The sequence below is a fragment of the Paenibacillus sp. sgz302148 genome (assembly GCF_056120465.1).
In genome coordinates this window covers 1-19,707 of sequence record NZ_JBVYOJ010000042.1, presented here as the reverse complement: position 1 = coordinate 19,707, position 19,707 = coordinate 1, and the positions used below count along the sequence as shown (strand labels likewise).

Below are 19,707 nucleotides of genomic sequence, written 5' to 3'. Positions count from 1 at the left end.
AACTAAACGGCCTCAGTCCGATGGAGTTCAGGACGAAGGCCGCTTGATTGATTTTGATTTTTATACTGTCTACTTGACGGGGGGCTGTTCACGCGGCAGCTGCTCCACTTTTTGTTAAACTAAAGGGCAGGTTAGTTGAAACATAACTAGGGAGCAGATATGCCGCGGCAGCTGCTATTTTTGTATTTATCTATAGGGCAGTTTTATTATATGAGTTTATTACCATTCATTTTTCGTGAGTGTTTGGTAATGTTTGGGTGGCTGGTCTGCGCAAATCATAAAACTGGCTCCGGAAGGGCGGAACGAAGAAATTTATATCAGGCGGTGTATCTAAATTGGACTATAGTGCTACATTCCATAAATTATTGGCCGATTTAAATTTAGGCTCTTTCCAACTACAACCACAAAGGGTTTCTGGTGGTTATATGCATAAAATGTATTGTTTAGAGACCACTACAGGAAAATATGCAATAAAACTATTAAATCCCGCAATTATGAAAAGGCCGGATGTATTCCACAACTATCAAAGAGCAGAGAGTTTAGAACGGGTATTGCAAGAAAACAAAATTCCCATTGTTCCGGCAATGGAGATAAATGGCCGCAAAATGCAGTGTATCGAAAATCAATATTACTACGTCTTTCCGTGGGTTGAAGGGAGAGTGTTCCAAAAGGATGAAATAAAAAAGGAACACTGTAAAATAGTGGGTGAACTATTAGCTAAAATTCACAAAATTGAGCAGTTTGAGAAACCATTTGTCAGAGATGAAATTTGTATCGATTGGGACGCTTATATTGCGACGGCAAATACAGAGTGTACAGAAATCGCAGGCAAGCTAAATAGTTGTAGAGCAATCTTGTACTCTTGCCAAAAAGAATTTAATATGGCACTAAAAAAGGTACCGGCTGTCACCTGTATCTCCAACGGCGATATGGACAGCAAAAATGTTTTGTGGGTGGATGGAAATCCTCTTATTATTGATTTAGAATGTCTTGATTATGGAAATCCATTTTGGGATATGTTTTCACTGGCTTTAAGTTGGTCTGGCTTTGAGCGTAGCAGCATAAATTTTGAGTTATTAAAGGCGTTTATCGCATCCTATCATGAAGAGTATGGGAATGTTCTGATTGATTGGGAAACGCTGTACGGCAGTGGCTTTGGTTGGCTTGAGTGGCTTGAATATAATATAAAAAGGGCTTTGATGATTGAATGTACAGATGAAGAAGATAGAAAAATGGGTATCAGCGAAGTCCACTCAACAATTAATCGAATCGTGTATTATCATTCTATAAAGGAAAAAATGTTACATAATTTAATAACTATGTTTTGATGAAAATTATGGAGGTTTCAACTGGAGACGATAGTGCAATGCGGTTGCCTCGGCAACCGTTTTTTATATACCCCGAAATATTCAATTCGCTAAAATCTGTAGGACAGTGATATATTAGATTTATGAATACACCCATTTTAACTACCAAGCTATATATACCCCAGCCACGAACAAAAGTTGTTCGGAGGCCGCGCCTGATCGAGCGGTTGAACGAGGGTCTGGACCGCAAGCTGACCCTCATCTCTGTCTCCGCCGGTTTTGGCAAGACTTCTTTGGCCAGCGAATGGGTTTCTGGTTGCGATCGACCTGTCGCTTGGCTGTCACTAGATGAAGGGGATAGTGATTCTATACGCTTCTTGAATCACCTAGTCGCTGCTATGCAGACGATTACGGAGAATTTTGGGGGAGGCGTGCTTAGTGCGCTCGATTCTCAACAATCCCCGTCCATTGAATCGATTCTAACGATTCTACTTAATGAAATCTCAGCCCTCCCGTTTAAATTTGTCCTTGTGCTTGATGATTATCATGCGGTTGGTGTCAAATGGATTGACGATGCCCTCATCTTCCTGCTTGAGCATCTTCCGCCACAGATGCATCTTGTTATCGCTACCCGTGAAGATCCGCAGCTTCCCTTAAGCCGATTACGCGCTCGAGGCCAATTGACCGAGTTGCGTGCTGCCGACCTGCGGTTTACTCCCGACGAAGCGGTCATATTCCTCAACCAGGTGATGGGTTTGAGCTTAACGGCCGACGAGATTATGACGCTGGACTCCCGTACCGAAGGCTGGGTTACGGGACTTCAGCTGGCAGCACTCTCGTTGCAGGGACGCCAAGACATTCCTGCGTTCATTCGGGCGTTTGCTGGAGACAATCGGTACATTGTCGATTATTTGGTCGAAGAGGTTTTGCAGCGTCAGCCCGACCATGTCCGAAGTTTCTTGCTTCAGACCTCCATTCTTGAGCGGCTGCATGGCCCCTTGTGCGATGCCGTCACCTGCCAGGAAGATGGGAACGCGCGGCTGGAGTCCTTGGAGCGGGGCAACTTCTTTGTCGTCCCGCTGGATGACAGGCGCCACTGGTATCGCTATCATCACCTCTTCGGTGAGGTTCTCTTTGCACACTTGATGGCGGATCAGCCTGACCAGATCGTGATTCTGCATCGGCGCGCAAGCATGTGGTACGAGCAGCGTGGCTCAGCGGCTGATGCGATCCACCACGCATTAGCCGCTGAGGATTTCGAGCGAGCGGCCGACCTGGTTGAGCTGTCTATTCCAGTTATGCGCACGAATAGGCAGGAGTCTGCAGCGCTCAGCTGGCTTAGAGCAATCCCTGACGGGTTGATCCAATGCAGACCTGTGCTGAGTGTTGGGTATGCCGGGATGTTACTTTCAAACGGTGAACTAGAACAAGTGGAGAACAGGCTGCGAGATGCCGAACGTTGGCTGGAGACAATGACTGACGCTCGTGAGCAACCGGTGGCCCCATTAGCTGAAATGGTCGTCGTGGACGAAGAGGAGTTTCGCCGTCTCCCAGCTTCGATTGCGATGTACCGAGCCGGAATGGCCCTCGTGCTAGGTGATATTCTTGGCACGATGAAATATGCTCGTCGAGTTCTAGAGCTCGTACCTGAGAATGACCATCTTCCGCGTGGAGCGGCAACTGCGATCCTGGGGCTCGCATCCTGGAGGACAGGAAATCTTAAGGAAGCGCACCGGATGTTTGCCGAAGGGATAGCAAATGTACAGCAGGCCGGGGCTATCTCTGACGCCATCAATGGTTCAATCGCTCTGGCTGAAATACGGATTGCGCAAGGCGGGCTCCGCCAAGCCATGCATACCTATGAGCGGGGACTGCAGATTGCGACGGGGCAGGGGGAGCCCGAAATGCGGGGAACGGCAGACATGTATGTGGGAATGAGTGAGCTCTACCTTGAGTTTAACGATTTGAATGCCGCCACGGCACACCTGCTGAAAAGCAAAGAGCAGGGCGAGCGTTCTGGAATCCCACAAAATCGGTTTCGTTGGCGCGTTGCAATGGCTCGAATAGAGGAAGCCCAAGGAAATCTGGACAGTGCGCTCAATCTGCTGAGTGAGGCAGAACAGCTGTATGTGAGTGACTTCTTTCCGAATGTGCGACCTATAGCGGCGTTGAAGACACGGGTGTGGGTCTTGCAGGGCAGGTTGGGAGAATCCCTCGACTGGGCACGGGAGCAGGGCTTGTCCACTCGGGACGACCTTCACTACCTACGCGAATTCGAGCACATCACCCTGGCTAGAGTACACTTGGCCCGATATAAGGACAAGCGTACAGACAGCACCATGCTTGATGCGATGGGTTTCCTGGAGCGCCTTCTCCAAGCGGCGGAAGAAGGCGGCAGGACGGGAAGCGTAATCGAAATCCTGGTTCTGCAGGCTATTGCCAGTTATATGAAAGGCGACAACCCTCTTGCACTTTTGCCGCTGGAACGCGCCTTGCATCTGGCTGAGCCAGAAGGTTATGTCCGTATCTTTCTGGGTGAAGGCCGTTCGATGGAGGCCCTGTTGGAAGCCGCCTTGAACCAAGGGATTGCCCCGAAATATGTCCGTCGACTCTTGACGGCCTTTGGCAACGCTGAGGGCACAGCGCCTGTTAAGAGTGAGCAACTGAGCATTCCGCTTAGCGAACCGCAAAGCAAGTCACTGAGCGAGCCGCTGACTGAGCCACTAAGTGAACGTGAACGTGACGTGCTTCGGTTGCTCGGAACCGACTTGAGCGGCCCAGATATTGCCCGCGATCTTATGATATCGTTGAACACCCTACGGACTCATACCAAGAATATTTATGACAAGCTTGAGGTTAATAATCGTCGGACTGCGGTCCGCCGCGCTAAGGAACTCGATTTATTATAGCGAACCTGCAACCACCACTCCTGTCCTGGCAATTTTGCCGGGCTTTTTTATTTCCTGCACACCCTCCGATAAATTAAATCACCACATTTATCACCACATATGGTGATGCTGACTCACCACATTGACGTTTATCTTTATCGATATGAGGAGCATGAAGGAGGCACAAAATGAGCGGAGATCACGTATCGAAAAATGACCATCACGAGCCTGAAATTTACGAAATTCGCTGTAAAGGACATCTTGATGTAAGGTGGGCAGAACGGTTTGAAGGTCTGAGTCTCACCCACGAAAGCGATGGAACAACCATCCTATCTGGCCCAGTAGTCGATCAGGCTGCATTGCATGGCTTTCTAAGGAAAGTGCGAGATCTCGGTCTGCCACTAGTTTCGGTCATTCAGGTTGATCCCAAACAGACGCACAGTCCGGGTGTCAACTAAGACTCCACTAATAATGATTCGAAAAGGGAGAAATAACATGAATTTGAATCGAAAAATAACAACCTCGAGCCTCATCCGTTGGGCAGGTCTATCAGCTATGGCGGCAGGGATACTATACGTGGTTGTTGGATTGTTCCATCAACCTAACATTCTTTCGTCAGTCAACACTACCCAATGGGCAATCATCCACGTCTTGGCCACCGCCATGTGCTTCTTCTTCCTGCTTGGCATTACGGGGCTCTATGTGAGGCAAGTGGAGAAGACGGGGTGGCTTGGTCTGGTCGGCTTTCTCCTGTATAGCCTCAATTGGGTGCTCACAGCGCACTTTACCTTCGTCGAAGTCTCTATTTTGCCGCTGTTGGCGACTGAGACGCCGACGCTTGCGGAGGGCTTCTTGGGGATCTTCACCAGCTCCGCCGGGGAGACGAACTTCGGAGTCCTCGCAAATCTATGGACGCTAACTGGGCTTCTGTATATGATCGGCGGTCTGCTGTTTAGCATCGCGACATTCCGTGCCGGCGTCTTTCCGCGCTTGGCGGCCGGTCTGCTTGCCGTCGGATCCGTGTTGGCTCCCGTGGCAGCGCTGCTTCCGCCCGAACACCAGCCGAAAGTTGCGGTGCCGGTGGGGATAGCTTTGGCCTGGCTGGGCTATGCGCTCTGGTCTCGTCTGAGGAGTTGAATGATGAATAAGTGGCTAATGACTATACTCCTCTTGCTGAGCGTCATTCCGCTCGCTTTCGGCGTCCTTCGCCTAACTCAGCTCGTCGGCGGCGCGGAAATCATGCCTGCGGACGCACGTTTCTCTGCATCGCCCTTGCCGGTGGTATTGCATATCTTGAGCTTCACCGTGTATACCGTCTTGGGTCCGTTCCAGTTCGCAGCTGGCTTCCGGCGGCGCTGGCCCAGCTGGCACCGCGCGGCTGGTGGGCTCTTGGTGCTATGCGGACTGATCGTTGGGCTTTCAGCTTTGTGGATGACCTTGTTCTATCCGTTCAAGGAGGGTACCGGTGAACTGCTTTATGTTTTTAGGCTCCTGTTTGGGTCGGCCATGGTCGTGTCCATCCTCCTAGGCATTGCCTCGATCCGGCGAGGGAACGTGATCCGGCACCGCGCATGGATGATACGTGGCTTCGCGATCGGGCTTGGCGCGGGCACGCAGGTGCTGACCCTGTTGATCGGGGAATGGATCATCGGTCCGCCGAGTGAGCTCAGCCATGATCTACTGATGGGTGCGGCTTGGGTGATCAACCTCGGCGCGGCCGAATGGACCATCCGCAAGCGGCCTGCCCCTCCAGCCCGTACGGCATCCTCCGTTGGTTCATGACAGTTATAAGACCCATCCATTCGATCAAGAAGGAGGAATACACATGAAGGCCATTGCAGCCTCCAAATATGGGTCACCAGAGGTACTTCAACTCGTAGAAGTTGAGAAACCTACACCCAAAGATAACGAAATATTGGTCAAAGTACATGCGACTCCCGTACACGTTGGTGACACCAGAATGCGTAGTTTTAACGTTCCTGCCGGAGCTTGGCTCCCTGCCCGAATCACCTTGGGTTTCAGAAAGCCCAAAAATCCGATATTCGGGATGGAGCTTGCAGGAGAAGTAGAAGCCGTCGGCAAATCAGTTAAACGGTTCAAGGTGGGTGACCCGATTTTTGCGTCCACAATGAAGGTGAATTTTGGTGCTCACGCCGAGTATAAATGTTTGCCAGAAGATGGGGTGGTGGTGACAAAACCGAAAAATATGACCTATAAGGAAGCGGCCACTTTATCTATTGGAGCGAATACCGCCCTGTATTTTCTCCAGAAAGGCAACATCCAGCCCGGACAGAAGGTTCTTATCATTGGCGCATCGGGCAGTGTAGGCACTTTTGCCGTGCAGCTTGCCAAGTATTTCGGGGCAGTAGTAACCGGGGTATGCAGTACCGTGAACATAGATTTGGTCAAATCGCTCGGAGCAGATAAGGTCATTGACTACACACAAGAGGATTTTACGAAAAATGGTAAAATGTACGATATTATTTTTGACACGGTTTACAAAACGACCTTCTCAGCTTGCAAAAGCCTGCTCGTGTCTAAAGGATATTACCTTACGGTAGGGCTAGAGGTTCTAGGATCATTCTACTTGATGACAACAGGCAAAAAAGTCATTGGCGGGAATGCAGCCCAGCGCACGGAGCAACTGGAATTTCTCAAGGAACTTTATGAGAAGGGTCAGCTGAAACCAATCATCGATCGGTGTTACCCGCTGGAGCAAGCCGCCGAGGCGCATCTGTATGTTGATCAAGGCCATAAGAAGGGCAATGTCGTGATAACATTTTAACAACCAACTAAAAATAAGCCGGTAGCTACTCGAAAGAGTGAGTCTACCGGCCTTCAGCCTGGATTCCGTGATGTAAATAAATAAGAACCCAGCGACGATTCGGCTCCCGGCTTGCTAGATCCGAGTGAGCATCTTCAAGCTTCCATACTCATGCTTAAGCGTTAATCGCTTAGGTTTTTTTTGATAAAACCTCTAATAAACTGGTTCTCTTGTATCGTAGTTGATTGAAAAAATCACCACATCAATCACCACATGTGGTGATGCCGTCTCACCACATGAACGTGTATCTTTTGATATAGAAAGAAACACATGCAACGCGTGGAGATGCATCCATAGGAGGAACATGAAGGAGGCACAAAATGAGTGAATCAAATGTACAAACGGAGGGCCATCACGAGCCTGGACTCTACGAAATTCGCCTCAAGGGAAACCTTGATGCCCGGTGGTCGAATAGGCCGATTTACATGGCTTGCTGAGGAAAGTGCGTGATCTCGGCCTTCCATTGGTCGCCAGACAGCAGTGGTTCGGCAAATACCTGATTCGAAGGAGAAAAAAATGAAGTTAACAGTATCAAAACTAATCCGTTTCGCAGGTTTATCAGCTATGCTAGCAGGGATCCTTTTCATAGTCATTCAGATGATTCACCCGGCTGATATTCTTTCGTCAGTCAACACCGGTCGATGGGCAATCGTCCACTACTTAGGCATCGCCATGTGCCTCCTCGGTCTGCACGGCATTGCGGGGATCTATGCCAGGCAAGTGGAAGAAGCGGGTTGGCTTGGTCTGGCCGGCTATCTCATGTTTAGCCTCTTCTATGCACTCACAATGGGCTTTCAATTCGTCGAAGCTTTTATCTCGCCGCTGTTGCCGACCGAGGCACCGAAGTTTGTGGAGAGCTTATTAACGCTCGCCAGTGGGTCAGCCGGCGAGTTGAACCTCGGAGCCCTTGCAGTGGTATATACGTTAACAGGGGTAGTGTATTTGCTCGGCGGCCTGCTGTTTGGCATCGCGACGTTCCGTGCCGGCATCCTGTCGCGCTGGGCGGCTGGCCTGTTCGCCTTCGGAGGGATCGCGGGAGCTCTTGCAACTACGCTGCTCCCACATCCGCTCGACCGGATAGCGGCGGTGCCGATGGGGTTAGGTCTGGCATGGCTGGGATATGCGCTCTGGTCGGAACGGCGAGAGAAAGCATGAAACTCACACAGCATGGCGCAAATCCGTGAATCATTTCAACCATAAAATTGCCACGAGTCAAAAATGGAAGGATAAGCTTACCAAGAATTGAGTGTGATTTTAAGTCCTGGGCTTGCCAAAGGTAACCCTAAGCTCGGCTAACAGGCGGTTTACGTCAATGAATTCAAAACCAAATGGTCCCATCGGCGATCCAGTTTTCAATTTGACGATAATCGTGAGCTAACGGGCAGGAAAATTCATCTGCAATCAACTCATGGAGTAGATTGCGCGGTTGCAATAATTGGTAAATTACACTACAGGAAGCTGATGATCGGTATATTTTGGAGGCGGAAGAGAGATGGATCAAAACAGAAAGTCTGCTAATGCGATGGGCTTATGGCTGGCAATCGGCGTTGCATTAGGAGCCGCATGTGGATCATGTTCGATGACTTCTCTGTCGGCGTCGCAATCGGCACTGCTCTGGGAGCCGCCGTTGGCGCATCCCAAAGCAAGAAGAAATTGAACTAATAGGTACGATTCAATTACGCAGCCTGCTGGAAAATTCAGCAGGCTATTCAGCTAACGGGCAGGTTAGTTTAATGGATAATGCAGGAAATATTAGGGTGCACGTTGAAGTAAAGAGAGCAATTCATTTTAATAAGGAGGATAACCAGATGAGCTTAAAGGTGGAACCGTTGGATTTGCAAAGGGCAGATATTTCAGGGTCTAAGTGGCAGGAGGTCAGAGCTGAGGAGCTTGATATCGATAATGTCAGCTTGGCAAAGACAAAAATTAATAACGTAAACATGAGTGATATGTCTTTGAATGATGTTAATATGGGTGGAATTAATATCTCGAACGCAAACTTTAGCCACGCTGTTATTGACCATGTCCATCTTTTTGGAACAGAATTTCATAATGTGGTTCTTCCTCAAGAAGGAGACGGAAACTACAATCCCGAGGGACAATATAAACCAGTAAGTTTTCATAATTGTAACCTGTCAAACGGACAGTTTAATAATTGTGATTTATCAAATGTTGAAATAAATGCATGTGACATTTCAGGATTAAAAATAAATGGTATCTTAATTACTGATTTACTCCATAACAAATAAAGAACAAAGAGCGGCAGCTTCGGCAGCTGTGTTGTTTTGACTCCGCTAAATAACGAAGTTTGGTTACGCTAACGAGGAACGATAGTACAATGACAACAGGCTGCCGGCACGATCGGCAGCCTGTTCAGCTAACTGGCAGTTTTGTGGAATATACAATTTTGGGTTCAATAAAATATTACGATCGTATCTTTTCCGGGGGTGTGTGAAATGGATCAACTCAAAAAACGGCAGGGAAACTATGGCATCGACGCTCCCATCGTCGTACGCAACCTTTTGCTGATGGGTGCCGGATTTCTCCTGCTTGGCGTCGTGGCTTTTTTTATTTTTCCGAGACAGCTGCTATGGCTGGGAATAGTGATTGGACTCGTTTGCGTGATTTCCTTTCTGGTCGTGGCGGCCGAGGCGTTGTACATGATATGGAGCAGCAAAATAGGAAAGTTTCGCGAGCGAGAAAGGTTACTTGATCTTGTTGCGCTTCGCGGCGACGAGAAGGTCCTGGATGTCGGGTGCGGACGGGGCCTTGTGCTAAACGCGGCTGCCCACAAGTTAACCACGGGAAAAGCAGTCGGCGTCGATATTTGGAACAAACAGGACCAGTCGGGGAACAACCCCGACGCGACGCGAAGAAACTCCCTTATCGAAGGAGTGGCCGAACGGGTGGAGATCGTAAACGGCGATGCGAGGAGCATGCCGTTTGCGGATAACGAATTCGATGTCGTTGTTTCCAGTTTGGCCATTCATAACATTTCTAGTTCTGAGGAGCGGTACCGGGCTTTAAGCGAAATTATGCGTGTGTTGAAGACCGGCGGTCGTTTCGCCGTTCTTGATTTCCAGTTCATACGAGAGTATGCACAGGTGTTCGAACGGCTCGGCGCTGTCCAAGTGCGAATCGTCGGACCGCACTGGACGATTTTCCCTCCAGTTAGGATCGTAACGGGACAAAAAGAGACTCCATTAAGCTAAAGGGTACGTTAGTTCAATGACAACAGCGGCAGTTAAAACCGATTTGCTGGAGTTGATAGTACTTGTCACTTGTGAATAGCATCACTCTCGGCTATTTGTTGGAAGCTCTAGCGCGATAAAATCCTCTCTGTCACGAAGTACATCAAACACATTTCTTTCAAGGAGTCTTTGCCCGAGTTTTTGTCCGGCAATGGTGGATAAAACAGATGTATCGTATACCAATCTGTCAAATATCGGCGATGTAAAGGATATGTTTCCTCTTCCAGCCAGTTTCCTGTGCTGCTTGTCGTATTGAAGCGATTTACGCATTGCTTCCACCGCCTCGTCATATCGATTTTCAGCGACAAGGAGCGTTGCCCGACAATAGTAGATCATCACTAAGCTGTCATAATAGTAAAGATAATTGCCGTCACTGAAAATCAGATTGATTATATCCTCTGCCGCCTGAAGGTTAGCATAACTTTCATAGCGGACCATCCTGCTGATAAACGTTAACATAGCTTGATCGGTCATATGCTGACGATGTTTGAGCAGCTCTTCACCCGTCAGACAATACTCGAGCATACTATCCCTGTCTCGGACATCCGGTAGTTTTTGAACATATGATAATGCTTCTTCATACCGTCCGAGCTTAGAAAGCGCCTGGATAAAAAAGCAACTGGGGTTGGTATCGGGATATTCGTCAATAAGTGCCTTGAAGTGTCTGACCGAACGTTCTAAATACTCCCGTTTCTGCGCCTCATCCGTCGTTTCTTCAGCACAAATATCAACAGCACAATAGTACTCATCGAAGGCGCGTCTATCTAAAAATGGTTGGTCATGCGGATATTCCTTCAATGCAACTTCGGATATTTTGAGTCTTTCATGACCAAGCCTCGCTTGAAAATACAGCTTTTCCAGTTCCTCTCGGCGATCCGCCTTATATCCTAAAAGTTCATCCGTGCTGATATGAAACAGTCTTGCAAGTGGAATAATAAGTGACAGGTCTGGTGACGCGGCACCGGTTTCCCATTTACTAACCGCTTGGTAGGAAACACCTAAACTTTCAGCCAGCTTTTCCTGAGTCAGACCGTTTTTCTTGCGTAATTCCTTTAGTCTGTCACCAATACCATTCATCATATCTTACCCCCATTTTTTTTGTTGATATTTCGATGTTATATCTACGCTTTGATTACACCACAATAAAAAAATAGGCACAATAACGCATTTTTTGATTCGTCTCAACCTCTGTTCGAGTTTGCAGTCTATTAGCCAGTTATGTATATATTGGGTAAGTGTGTGATTTGAAGTTGTCTCACCGCCGCGGCAGTCTGCTTTTCCATTGAAGTAACAGGAAGATTTACCATCCTTCGTTAAACTAAAGTTCTATTCGATCGGGCCAGGACAGTACACATTAGCAATCCATGAGAAACCGGGCATGCTGTTGGATGATAAAATGTAGACATAAAGGAGGCTGCAAAGTAATCCTGATGATGAATGTACGAGAAAACCAGGGAGGAGAGTCAGTCGCATGGCAAAGATCGTTTTCGCATTGAACCAGTCTCTGGACGGGTTCGTCGACCACATGGCATTTCAACCCGACCCCGTGCTATTCCGTCATTTCATCGACGACGTGCGCGGCCTGGCGGGTAGCTTGTACGGGCGCCGTNGCATTTCAACCCGATCCCGTGCTATTCCGTCATTTCATCGACGACGTGCGCGGCTTGGCGGGCTGCCTGTATGGGCGCCGCATGTACGAGACCATGCGGTATTGGGACGGAGACTATATTGAATGGGATGCGCCGGAACGGGAATACGCAGCGGCGTGGCAAAGCAAACCGAAGTGGGTGGTGTCGAGGACGTTAAAGTCCGTCGGTCCGAACGCTTCTCTGATCGAGGGCGACCTCGCAGCGGCCATACGTGGGCTGAAGGCTCAGCATGAAGGGGAAATTGAAGTTGCCGGGCCGGAGTTGGCGCACAGTCTAACGGAGCTCGGTCTCGTTGATGAGTATCGACTCTATCTCCATCCAGTCGTGCTGGGTCACGGCAAGCCGTTCTTCGCCGGTCCGCAGCCGCCGCTGCGCCTCGTGGCAAGCGATCGAATTGGCGAGCAGGTAATTAGGTTGACCTACGTTCCAGCTTAGTTGTGCGGTTGACCCAGCGGCCTAAAGGGCACGTTACTTTAATAGGGATTCTCCGGCTGTAGCGGCAGTCAGAGGATCCCTTATTATTAATGGGCGTGTTTCAATTCATTAGTTATTTATGGGAGTGACGATTAACCTAACGGGATACGGGGCCCCGCCAACATTTTAACGAAAATATACGCTAAGCCTTCGGAGGTGACCGACTTAGCGTTTTTACTTACTCTAAGCTAAAGCATTCCTGACGATCTCAGATGACCACAGTAGTTATATTTCACTTTCTACCCAAATAAACCACTCCATTGCAAGGAGTGGCTTCTTCATTTTTACTCAAGTATAAACTTGTGGCCAAACTATACTTGTATAGAGACTTTACGGTGAACCGTATCATCGCTAGTGGTAAAGCAGAGGGTCGAGCGGCAGTGTTGGTTGGAGCTTAAATTGTTGGGTTCGAAACAGTCGCACTGCTGAAGTTAAAATAATGATTGCAATTTGGAAATGGCTTATTGACGGCATTTCCAAGGGTTATTTTTCTGTAGAAAATTGAGATGTATGCAAGGTACGATTTTGCTGAGAGGGTTTGACCATTTGGCAAAAGAGATATTTTAAAGACAAAAAGCTATTGACTCTCACGTAACGTGATAGTGTTTAATATTCTTGAGCCAATAAGATAGGCAGGGAAAGTAATAATTTAAAATTAAGTGTGCTGCAGAATCAAGTTAATTGGAGTGAAGGATATGAAGAAAAATAGAAAAATTAATAAGTTAACTGACGAAAAACAAACGAAGTATGAAAACCAGGCGATGAACCGTTGGGGTGAAGATAGGGTTAGACAATCCACTGAGCTTTGGAATAGTTATGAAGAGAAGAAAAAAGAACAGATAAAAGACGAGTGTAATTCAATATTTCAGGAATTGGCAGACAGTATGCAATACGGAACTGAGAGGCAAGAAATTAAGGAACTTCTAATAAAATGGCATCAGTTTTTACAATACTTTTACGAGCCGTCTTTAGAGGTATTAAGGGGACTAGGTGAGATTTATTGCAATGATCCTGATTTCCGAAAAGTTTTTGAAGCTATAAATCCTGAGCTCCCAGACTTTCTTCAAAGTTCCATAAGTTGTTATGTTGATGAGTTAGAGTTGAGATGGTTGGAAAGCCAATATGAAATTCTACAGGAGTAACTAAAATAAGGAGATTGAAATGGATAATAATACAAATGTAAATACAACAAGTGAACATGGACAAAATTTTAGGTCGCAATCAGAGGAGAGGTTTGTACCACCACTAGGGATACAAAATCAGAGATCAATAGAAAACGATATAAATAAAAGGATGGATATGTTCACTGTTGAAAAGCCGAAGCGTAAATTAGATGATTTGGTTGTTCCGAAGAAAATAAAAATGCAGTTGGATAGCTTGCTTGCAAAGGTTAAATATCATGACGTATTATATGGGGATTTCGGTTTACAGGAAGTTGATCCAACAGGAGGACGTACTGCAATAAACTTGTATGGTCCTCCAGGAACGGGGAAGAGCTTTACTGCTGAAGCTATAGCAAATGAGCTTAATAGGAACATTATTAGGGTAAACTATGCAGAAGTAGAATCCAAGTTTGTTGGAGAAACACCGAAAAATATTAAGGCGGTTTTTCAAAAGGCGAAGGATTCAGATGCTGTACTATTCTTTGATGAAGCAGATTCTATCCTTGGGAAGAGATTATCAAATATAACTCAAAGCACAGACCATGCGGTGAATGTCAGTAGATCAGTGATGCTCTTGGAGCTTGACAATTTCTCCGGCATAACTATTTTTGCAACTAACTTCGCATCAAACTATGATTCTGCCTTTGTTAGACGCATTCTTGGACACATAGAAATGCCGTTGCCAGATAAAAGCTGCAGAGAAGCACTTTTTGAAAAACTTATTCCTAAAAAACTTCCCATAGAACTTTCAAAAAGTGATTGGGAGTGCATAATTATTGAAACAGAAGGGCTTTCAGGTGGAGATATTCTTAACGTAATTGTTAATGCAAGTTCTATGGCTCTTGAAAGGGAAGGTTATACATGCAAAGTAAAACTAAATGACATTATTACTGCAGTAAACTCAAGTAAAAAAGCAAAAAAAGAAGTAGGAAAATAGTTGTTAAAATAGTTATTGACTCTAACGTTACGAAATCACTTGGGAAGGAGTAGAGATAATGAGTTACAAAGTAAAACAAGTATCAAAATTAGTGGGAGTAAGTGTGCGAACGCTTCACCACTATGATGAGATAGGTCTTTTGACACCTGAATTTGTAACTGCCGCTGGATACCCGGAAAGACCTGATCTAGAACCGCCTGAAACTGCAACTTCGCTTGCACATACATATCCGTTAAAGCCTCATGCTGCCGTGTCAGGTAGCGCAAATTCATCAGATATTGGCCGCGTTTTTTATAAGGCTCCAACTCTTCCTTGTAGTACGATTCCCCTAGTTGGTACGCGTCAGCAATATCCGTTTTCACCTTACGTAAGTTGGTTTTTTTGGCCTGATGTGAAATCAATGGATTAATAACGATGTACAAGTACTGATGTTCATCCAGAAACTGAACGACGGGGCTATGGTAATGCCCGGTTGCTTCTAACACGACGGCAGGACGCAGTCCTGTAAAGAACTCAAGTTCCTGTGCATATCGTAGGAAAGACGCTAGCCCCTCAAGATCATGCTCAAAACGGAAGGTCTTACCGTGTGGCATTCCTCGATTTGTAAAAGCTTGTGCATGACTTTCTCCTTTGGAAATATCCAACCCGATGACGGGATTCATTCAACCACTCCTAATCTGTATTCGCCGGCAGCCCCTAACCTTCTTGTCGTCCACATTATCGCATGTGATTCGGGGTCAACGCCCCAACTAGCCTAATCATGGTTTAACAAGTAGGGGGGATGAACGGAATAGCTCTCGGGATCCGAGTCCCACGGGCAGAAACGTTCGATCCCCGGCTACAATCATATGACCACACAAAAAGGAGGTCGACCAGTAAGTTCTGGTGACCTCATAATACGATCGGGCAGGATAATTGGATAACTGTATAGAAATTCCTTATATTGGATTGTTGTATTAAGCTACAATATTAATCGGAGGAGAGATGGTATGGTATGGGACGGATCATTTTAGTGCAACATTGCCAGTCAGAGCATCATATAAATGAAATGTCAGGGGGATGGACAGATACGCCGCTCACAGAATTAGGAAGAAAACAGGCTGAGATTATCGCAAAAAAACTGAGAGACGGTTTAGACAGTAGTGAATACATCCTCTATTCTTCAGATTTATTGAGGGCATCACAGACAGCAGAGATCATAGGGGAACAACTGGGACTTCAAGTAAACATAAACAAGGAACTTCGGGAAATCAACACTGGTATTGCGACAGGTAAAACAAAAGAATGGGCGAGAGCTAATAGAAATCCGAGAACAGGCAGTAGCTTTGATTTGGACTATCAAGAATTTCAAAATGGTGAGACTTGGAGACAGTTTTATAGGAGAGTTTGTGACTGCTTGGAGTTACTATTTGATACGAATGAGAAGAACTTACTAATCGTAACCCATGGTGGAACCCTAGCCTATATAACTGCATGGTGGCTACAATTTTCCGAACAGATGCTAGGAACTGCATACTTTTCTGCATCACCAGCTAGCATTTCTGTATTGACTCGTAACGGTTTTAACCAGAATGTCTTAGAGGTATTTAATGACTCCTCTCATTTGTCTTTATTAAACTAATATATACGATAGTGGCGGCATAGACGTTTGGTGCGGCAGCTTTTCCGATTCTGCGTGTGATGCTGTCGTCTGTACGGTTGACCTACTCAAAAAGGATTCCGAAATCAATCTGTTAATTGGCTACACCGAAGGAAAGTCTGTTATCATACGATTTCACAATGATTCCCAGTATATGAAAGACACGATGATTCGGAGGGATTTGGAATGAGATATAAAGGCAGAGCGCAATGTTTAGTTGTTCGTGATGGGAAAGTTTTAATGGTTAAGCACAAGCATGAAAACGATGAATGGTATTGCAGCCCAGGCGGTGGCATTGAAAATGGCGAAACGCCTGAACAAGCCGCCATTAGAGAATTACAGGAAGAATGTAATGTTTCAGGATTAATTATAAAGAAAACGAGTGAATATGTAGACCCGTATGACAACGAGAATTTCTTTTATACTTTTTATGTAGATATAGGTGACCAAATACCGTCTTTAGGATATGATCCAGAAGAAGATGTGAAAAATCATGTTTTATCAGAAGTTCGGTGGATGTCACTAAATGAACTATCGGAAGTGGACAGAGCTTTTTTATGGGCATCGGGATTACTTAGTATAATTGATTTTTTTAATGAATTGGAATCGTGGAGCCGAGAAATCAGTTATCCACAAAAACGAAAATAAACAATATATCTTATGTTTGGAAATGGAATGAAAATACGCAACTACCGTCACGATGATTGTAAAGGTGCTATAAAATTATTCTCTGATACTGTTCATTCGGTAAATACTGCGGATTATACCTCCATTCAACTGGACGCATGGGCTCCGAAAGAAATGGATTCGGTTGCGTGGAATAAAAGGCTGTCAAGCAATTATACCGTTCTATTGATGTCGAGTGACAAGAAAATATACCGAATGAAACCCGCTTCTGATGCGGGTTTTTAATATTTATCGGTAAAGTTCTTGTCATTTTGGCGTGACAAGAACTTTTACTGATTGTCGATTTTGGGCAAGAAAATGTACCGATTCAGCGCTGAGCAGCATGTACTATTAGCACGATTCATTAAGCTAACTGGCAGGATACTTCCAATATCTGTAGAATTAATATTGGAATTTAGAAAAGATTTTCTGGGGGGGATTGGTTAGTGGAATTTAGAGAAATAACGTGGGACAACTTTATGATGGATTATGACGATGGAAATGGCAATTTCAGTTATGGAGTTTTTAAAATCATGATTGATGGCTAGGATTTGTTGAAACAGGGAATACGGAATACGGAATACCCACCCTTCTAATGAAGTATACGCTAAATATTAAACGAGAGGCAGGTCATAGCTTTTGGAAAAGCACTTAGAAATAGGGAAGGCAATCCATAGACTTTCAATGCAAGAAGCGAAACAGCTTATTACGAACATCAAGTTACAACTGGATAGGGTTGAAAGGGACAGTAATGCAAAAATAGATCTATATAAAAACTTGAAGGACCTATACGAGAAGCTGCTAGTTCCTAATAATCGGATCTCGATATGGGAACCGAATGATGCTGCCACGAAAGTGCATATTGTTTTTGGTGATGCTTTTGCCCAAACTTTGAAATATGTCATAAGGCAACTGGGAATCGAGAATTCAAACAAAATGGTAAGTTTTCGAGATCAATTTTCTATTGGACCTCTATGGCAGCTTCATGAGGAAACTGGAAGAGCGCATAGAGTTGAGTGGTTCAGAGACCACATCAATCTGGATTTAATTATCATAACTGGACAAAACTTAGATGATGATTACGATACCTACCATCAAAGAATAATGGAGCAAATAGACCATATCCCGGCTGAAGCATCCATTGTGATATGGAGTGGGAATAATGCCCACGAACAGATAGGGTTGCGGTATGCACTTTATTTGCTAAGGAAAAAACAAAATGAAACATTTGTTTTTAATGCCGTGGAAGCTTGCGAAAGAAGGTTTAATACTTCCGATCAACATATCAAATTCGCGGGCCAAGTCCCTCCGGAAAAACTTCAGAATGTTTTCGGGGAAATCGAGGACAACGGATCAATAGATTTCGAAACTAAAAAGTTCATGGAGCATGAATGGTTATCGCTTGCTAATCAGCATAACGTATTGCGTATTTGGGATGGAGGAAGGATCCAAAACGTTGATGAGAATTTTTTCGATTTCCATTTGCTGAAGACTATAGAGAAGCTACATGCCGACAGGTCGAATCGTGACTTTATTAAGGCTGGAGAAGTAATCGGCGCAGCGCTCAGACACTGCGATTATCACGTAGTTGATAGTTATTTAGAATACCGACTGAGACAGCTTATTTATAATCAGTCCTTGGAAACCAAATTGGAAATCAAAGGTGTACCAGCGATGAGGTTTTACAGCGTAAGACTTCGTTAAGCTAACGGATACATTAGTTGAATAACCAGGGAGCAGATTACCGCGGCAATCTGCTCCCTGGTTTCGTTGAAGTAACGGGCAGTTTATGAAATAGGTCACTAGGGAACAATGTTTTATAACTTGTAACAAGGGACTGAATTAGTTGAAGACTTGGATGAAATACTTAGTTTTAGCTATTTGGATGTTTCTTTTTGACTATCTACATAATGACTTAGGCGTACCTAGAAACATCTACTATATCCTATTCGGTGTAGGTGGTGTATGTTTATTGTTTTTTCTTTTTGAAAGAGGCGGTAAAAACAAAAAATGATGATAGTCGTTTAACTAACGGGACACGTTTGTTCAATAAACTACATCACGAGGCTGCCGCGGAATCGTTTGGAAGCCTCACTAATGGGGTTGGATAACACAACGGGAGTAAATTTATGGTCAGTAGAGAAGTCGTTCTATCATAGAATAATTATGTCAGAAATGTACAAGGAGGGACAAGTGATGACGTCTGGCACTAATCACGAAGACGGCTTGATTCTGCATGACGAATTGAACTTAAGCCAAGTTACCACTCAGAGCAAGCTGAAGCATTTCGAATTCATTACCTAAGCGACGGACTGAAAGTGGTCGTAAAGCCGAAAGATTTCAAACGCGGCGGTGCTGAAGAGATCGGATGGAAAGTGAAAGAAAATAAATAATAAAAAAACGATCGATTGTGACACAAGCCATAGAAAATCATATATATAAATGGCTAAAGCCGTTTTATTGACATATGTATAAAATACGGGTTTTGTGAAATTGTACAGAGGAATATTAGAGAACAACACACCCGACCAATTTTCGCTTAACAACTATTTCCGTAACAAATTAATTAAATTATTTATGAAATCGTCCATTGGTATTCTTGGAATCATTTCTTTCAAATAATATTCTATTCATTCATTCATTTCATTGTTGTGATAAAATTTTGAAAATCGTCTAGTATTTTGTTTTTGTTATATTGGTCGCCATAAATTTTCTGTAAATAAAAATTCAGTATTCTTTCCATTAAAATTCCATTAAAATTAAAATTAATTCTCTACACTTTTTTTATTGGTTGATGATCTTTGGGTCAAGTCCAATATTGTGTGTAAAATCCTCGTTTAGGATTACACAGGTACTTTTGGATTTTGGGTCTTTCGCCAATCGTAGTACTCTTTCATATCGAGATACTT

The 19,707-nt window shown here is 45.1% G+C and carries 17 protein-coding genes and 2 pseudogenes; 17 read left to right on the top strand and 2 right to left on the bottom strand.

Features of this window, described 5'->3' with window-relative positions; translation table 11 throughout:
• Window positions 1-335: 335 nt before the first annotated feature.
• From AC0LWM_RS31915 to AC0LWM_RS31870, 10 genes are all read left to right on the top strand, one after another.
• On the top strand, window positions 336-1,328 hold the full coding sequence (locus AC0LWM_RS31915; protein WP_474679085.1) for a phosphotransferase enzyme family protein: 993 nt from the start codon (window positions 336-338) through the stop codon (window positions 1,326-1,328).
• A gap of 122 nt (window positions 1,329-1,450) precedes the next feature.
• Entirely contained in the window at window positions 1,451-4,216 is a 2,766-nt protein-coding gene (locus AC0LWM_RS31910; protein WP_474679084.1) for a winged helix-turn-helix domain-containing protein, read from the top strand.
• Between the two features lie 167 nt (window positions 4,217-4,383).
• Window positions 4,384-4,653 carry a hypothetical protein gene (locus tag AC0LWM_RS31905; protein ID WP_474679083.1) on the top strand — a complete coding sequence of 90 codons (270 nt, stop codon included), beginning with the start codon at window positions 4,384-4,386 and terminating at the stop codon, window positions 4,651-4,653.
• A gap of 37 nt (window positions 4,654-4,690) precedes the next feature.
• On the top strand, window positions 4,691-5,332 hold the full coding sequence (locus AC0LWM_RS31900) for a hypothetical protein (RefSeq protein WP_474679082.1): 642 nt from the start codon (window positions 4,691-4,693) through the stop codon (window positions 5,330-5,332).
• 3 nt (window positions 5,333-5,335) lie between these two features.
• A complete protein-coding gene (locus tag AC0LWM_RS31895; RefSeq protein ID WP_474679081.1) occupies window positions 5,336-5,977 on the top strand; it encodes a DUF2306 domain-containing protein in 642 nt (213 codons plus the stop codon).
• Window positions 5,978-6,020: 43 nt separating this feature from the next.
• Window positions 6,021-6,980 (top strand): NAD(P)-dependent alcohol dehydrogenase, encoded by a 960-nt coding sequence (locus AC0LWM_RS31890; RefSeq protein ID WP_474679080.1) that lies wholly within the window; start codon window positions 6,021-6,023, stop codon window positions 6,978-6,980.
• 555 nt (window positions 6,981-7,535) lie between these two features.
• Complete coding sequence (locus AC0LWM_RS31885; protein ID WP_474679079.1) at window positions 7,536-8,174, top strand: hypothetical protein; 639 nt, start codon at window positions 7,536-7,538, stop codon at window positions 8,172-8,174.
• 337 nt (window positions 8,175-8,511) lie between these two features.
• The gene (locus AC0LWM_RS31880) at window positions 8,512-8,676 is read left to right on the top strand and encodes a hypothetical protein (RefSeq protein ID WP_474679078.1); all 165 of its coding nucleotides are present in this window, start codon (window positions 8,512-8,514) and stop codon (window positions 8,674-8,676) included.
• A 76-nt stretch (window positions 8,677-8,752) separates the two neighbouring features.
• Window positions 8,753-9,268 carry a pentapeptide repeat-containing protein gene (locus AC0LWM_RS31875; protein WP_474679077.1) on the top strand — a complete coding sequence of 172 codons (516 nt, stop codon included), beginning with the start codon at window positions 8,753-8,755 and terminating at the stop codon, window positions 9,266-9,268.
• 207 nt (window positions 9,269-9,475) lie between these two features.
• Window positions 9,476-10,231: a class I SAM-dependent methyltransferase gene (locus AC0LWM_RS31870; RefSeq protein WP_474679076.1), complete on the top strand. Its 756-nt coding sequence runs from the start codon at window positions 9,476-9,478 to the stop codon at window positions 10,229-10,231.
• Between the two features lie 81 nt (window positions 10,232-10,312).
• On the opposite strand, the gene AC0LWM_RS31865 is transcribed toward AC0LWM_RS31870, so the two are convergent.
• Window positions 10,313-11,350 (bottom strand): helix-turn-helix domain-containing protein, encoded by a 1,038-nt coding sequence (locus AC0LWM_RS31865; RefSeq protein WP_474679075.1) that lies wholly within the window; start codon window positions 11,348-11,350, stop codon window positions 10,313-10,315.
• A gap of 611 nt (window positions 11,351-11,961) precedes the next feature.
• Between AC0LWM_RS31865 and AC0LWM_RS31860 the strand changes: the two genes are divergently transcribed.
• The 4 genes and pseudogenes from AC0LWM_RS31860 to AC0LWM_RS31845 form a co-directional block, all read left to right on the top strand.
• The gene (locus AC0LWM_RS31860) at window positions 11,962-12,354 is read left to right on the top strand and encodes a dihydrofolate reductase family protein (RefSeq protein WP_474679074.1); all 393 of its coding nucleotides are present in this window, start codon (window positions 11,962-11,964) and stop codon (window positions 12,352-12,354) included.
• Between the two features lie 734 nt (window positions 12,355-13,088).
• Complete coding sequence (locus AC0LWM_RS31855) at window positions 13,089-13,535, top strand: TipAS antibiotic-recognition domain-containing protein (protein ID WP_474679073.1); 447 nt, start codon at window positions 13,089-13,091, stop codon at window positions 13,533-13,535.
• Window positions 13,536-13,554: 19 nt separating this feature from the next.
• The gene (locus AC0LWM_RS31850) at window positions 13,555-14,493 is read left to right on the top strand and encodes an ATP-binding protein (RefSeq protein WP_474679072.1); all 939 of its coding nucleotides are present in this window, start codon (window positions 13,555-13,557) and stop codon (window positions 14,491-14,493) included.
• 58 nt (window positions 14,494-14,551) lie between these two features.
• Window positions 14,552-14,665: pseudogene (locus AC0LWM_RS31845) on the top strand (MerR family DNA-binding transcriptional regulator); the annotation flags it as partial.
• Between the two features lies 1 nt (window position 14,666).
• On the opposite strand, the pseudogene AC0LWM_RS31840 reads toward AC0LWM_RS31845, so the two are convergent.
• Window positions 14,667-15,155: pseudogene (locus AC0LWM_RS31840) on the bottom strand (IS110 family transposase); the annotation flags it as partial.
• 332 nt (window positions 15,156-15,487) lie between these two features.
• Between AC0LWM_RS31840 and AC0LWM_RS31835 the strand changes: the two are divergent.
• From AC0LWM_RS31835 to AC0LWM_RS31825, 3 genes are all read left to right on the top strand, one after another.
• Complete coding sequence (locus AC0LWM_RS31835; protein WP_474679071.1) at window positions 15,488-16,114, top strand: histidine phosphatase family protein; 627 nt, start codon at window positions 15,488-15,490, stop codon at window positions 16,112-16,114.
• Between the two features lie 204 nt (window positions 16,115-16,318).
• Complete coding sequence (locus AC0LWM_RS31830) at window positions 16,319-16,780, top strand: NUDIX domain-containing protein (protein ID WP_474679070.1); 462 nt, start codon at window positions 16,319-16,321, stop codon at window positions 16,778-16,780.
• A gap of 657 nt (window positions 16,781-17,437) precedes the next feature.
• Window positions 17,438-18,502: a DUF1835 domain-containing protein gene (locus tag AC0LWM_RS31825; RefSeq protein WP_474679069.1), complete on the top strand. Its 1,065-nt coding sequence runs from the start codon at window positions 17,438-17,440 to the stop codon at window positions 18,500-18,502.
• The last annotated feature ends 1,205 nt before the right edge of the window (window positions 18,503-19,707 follow it).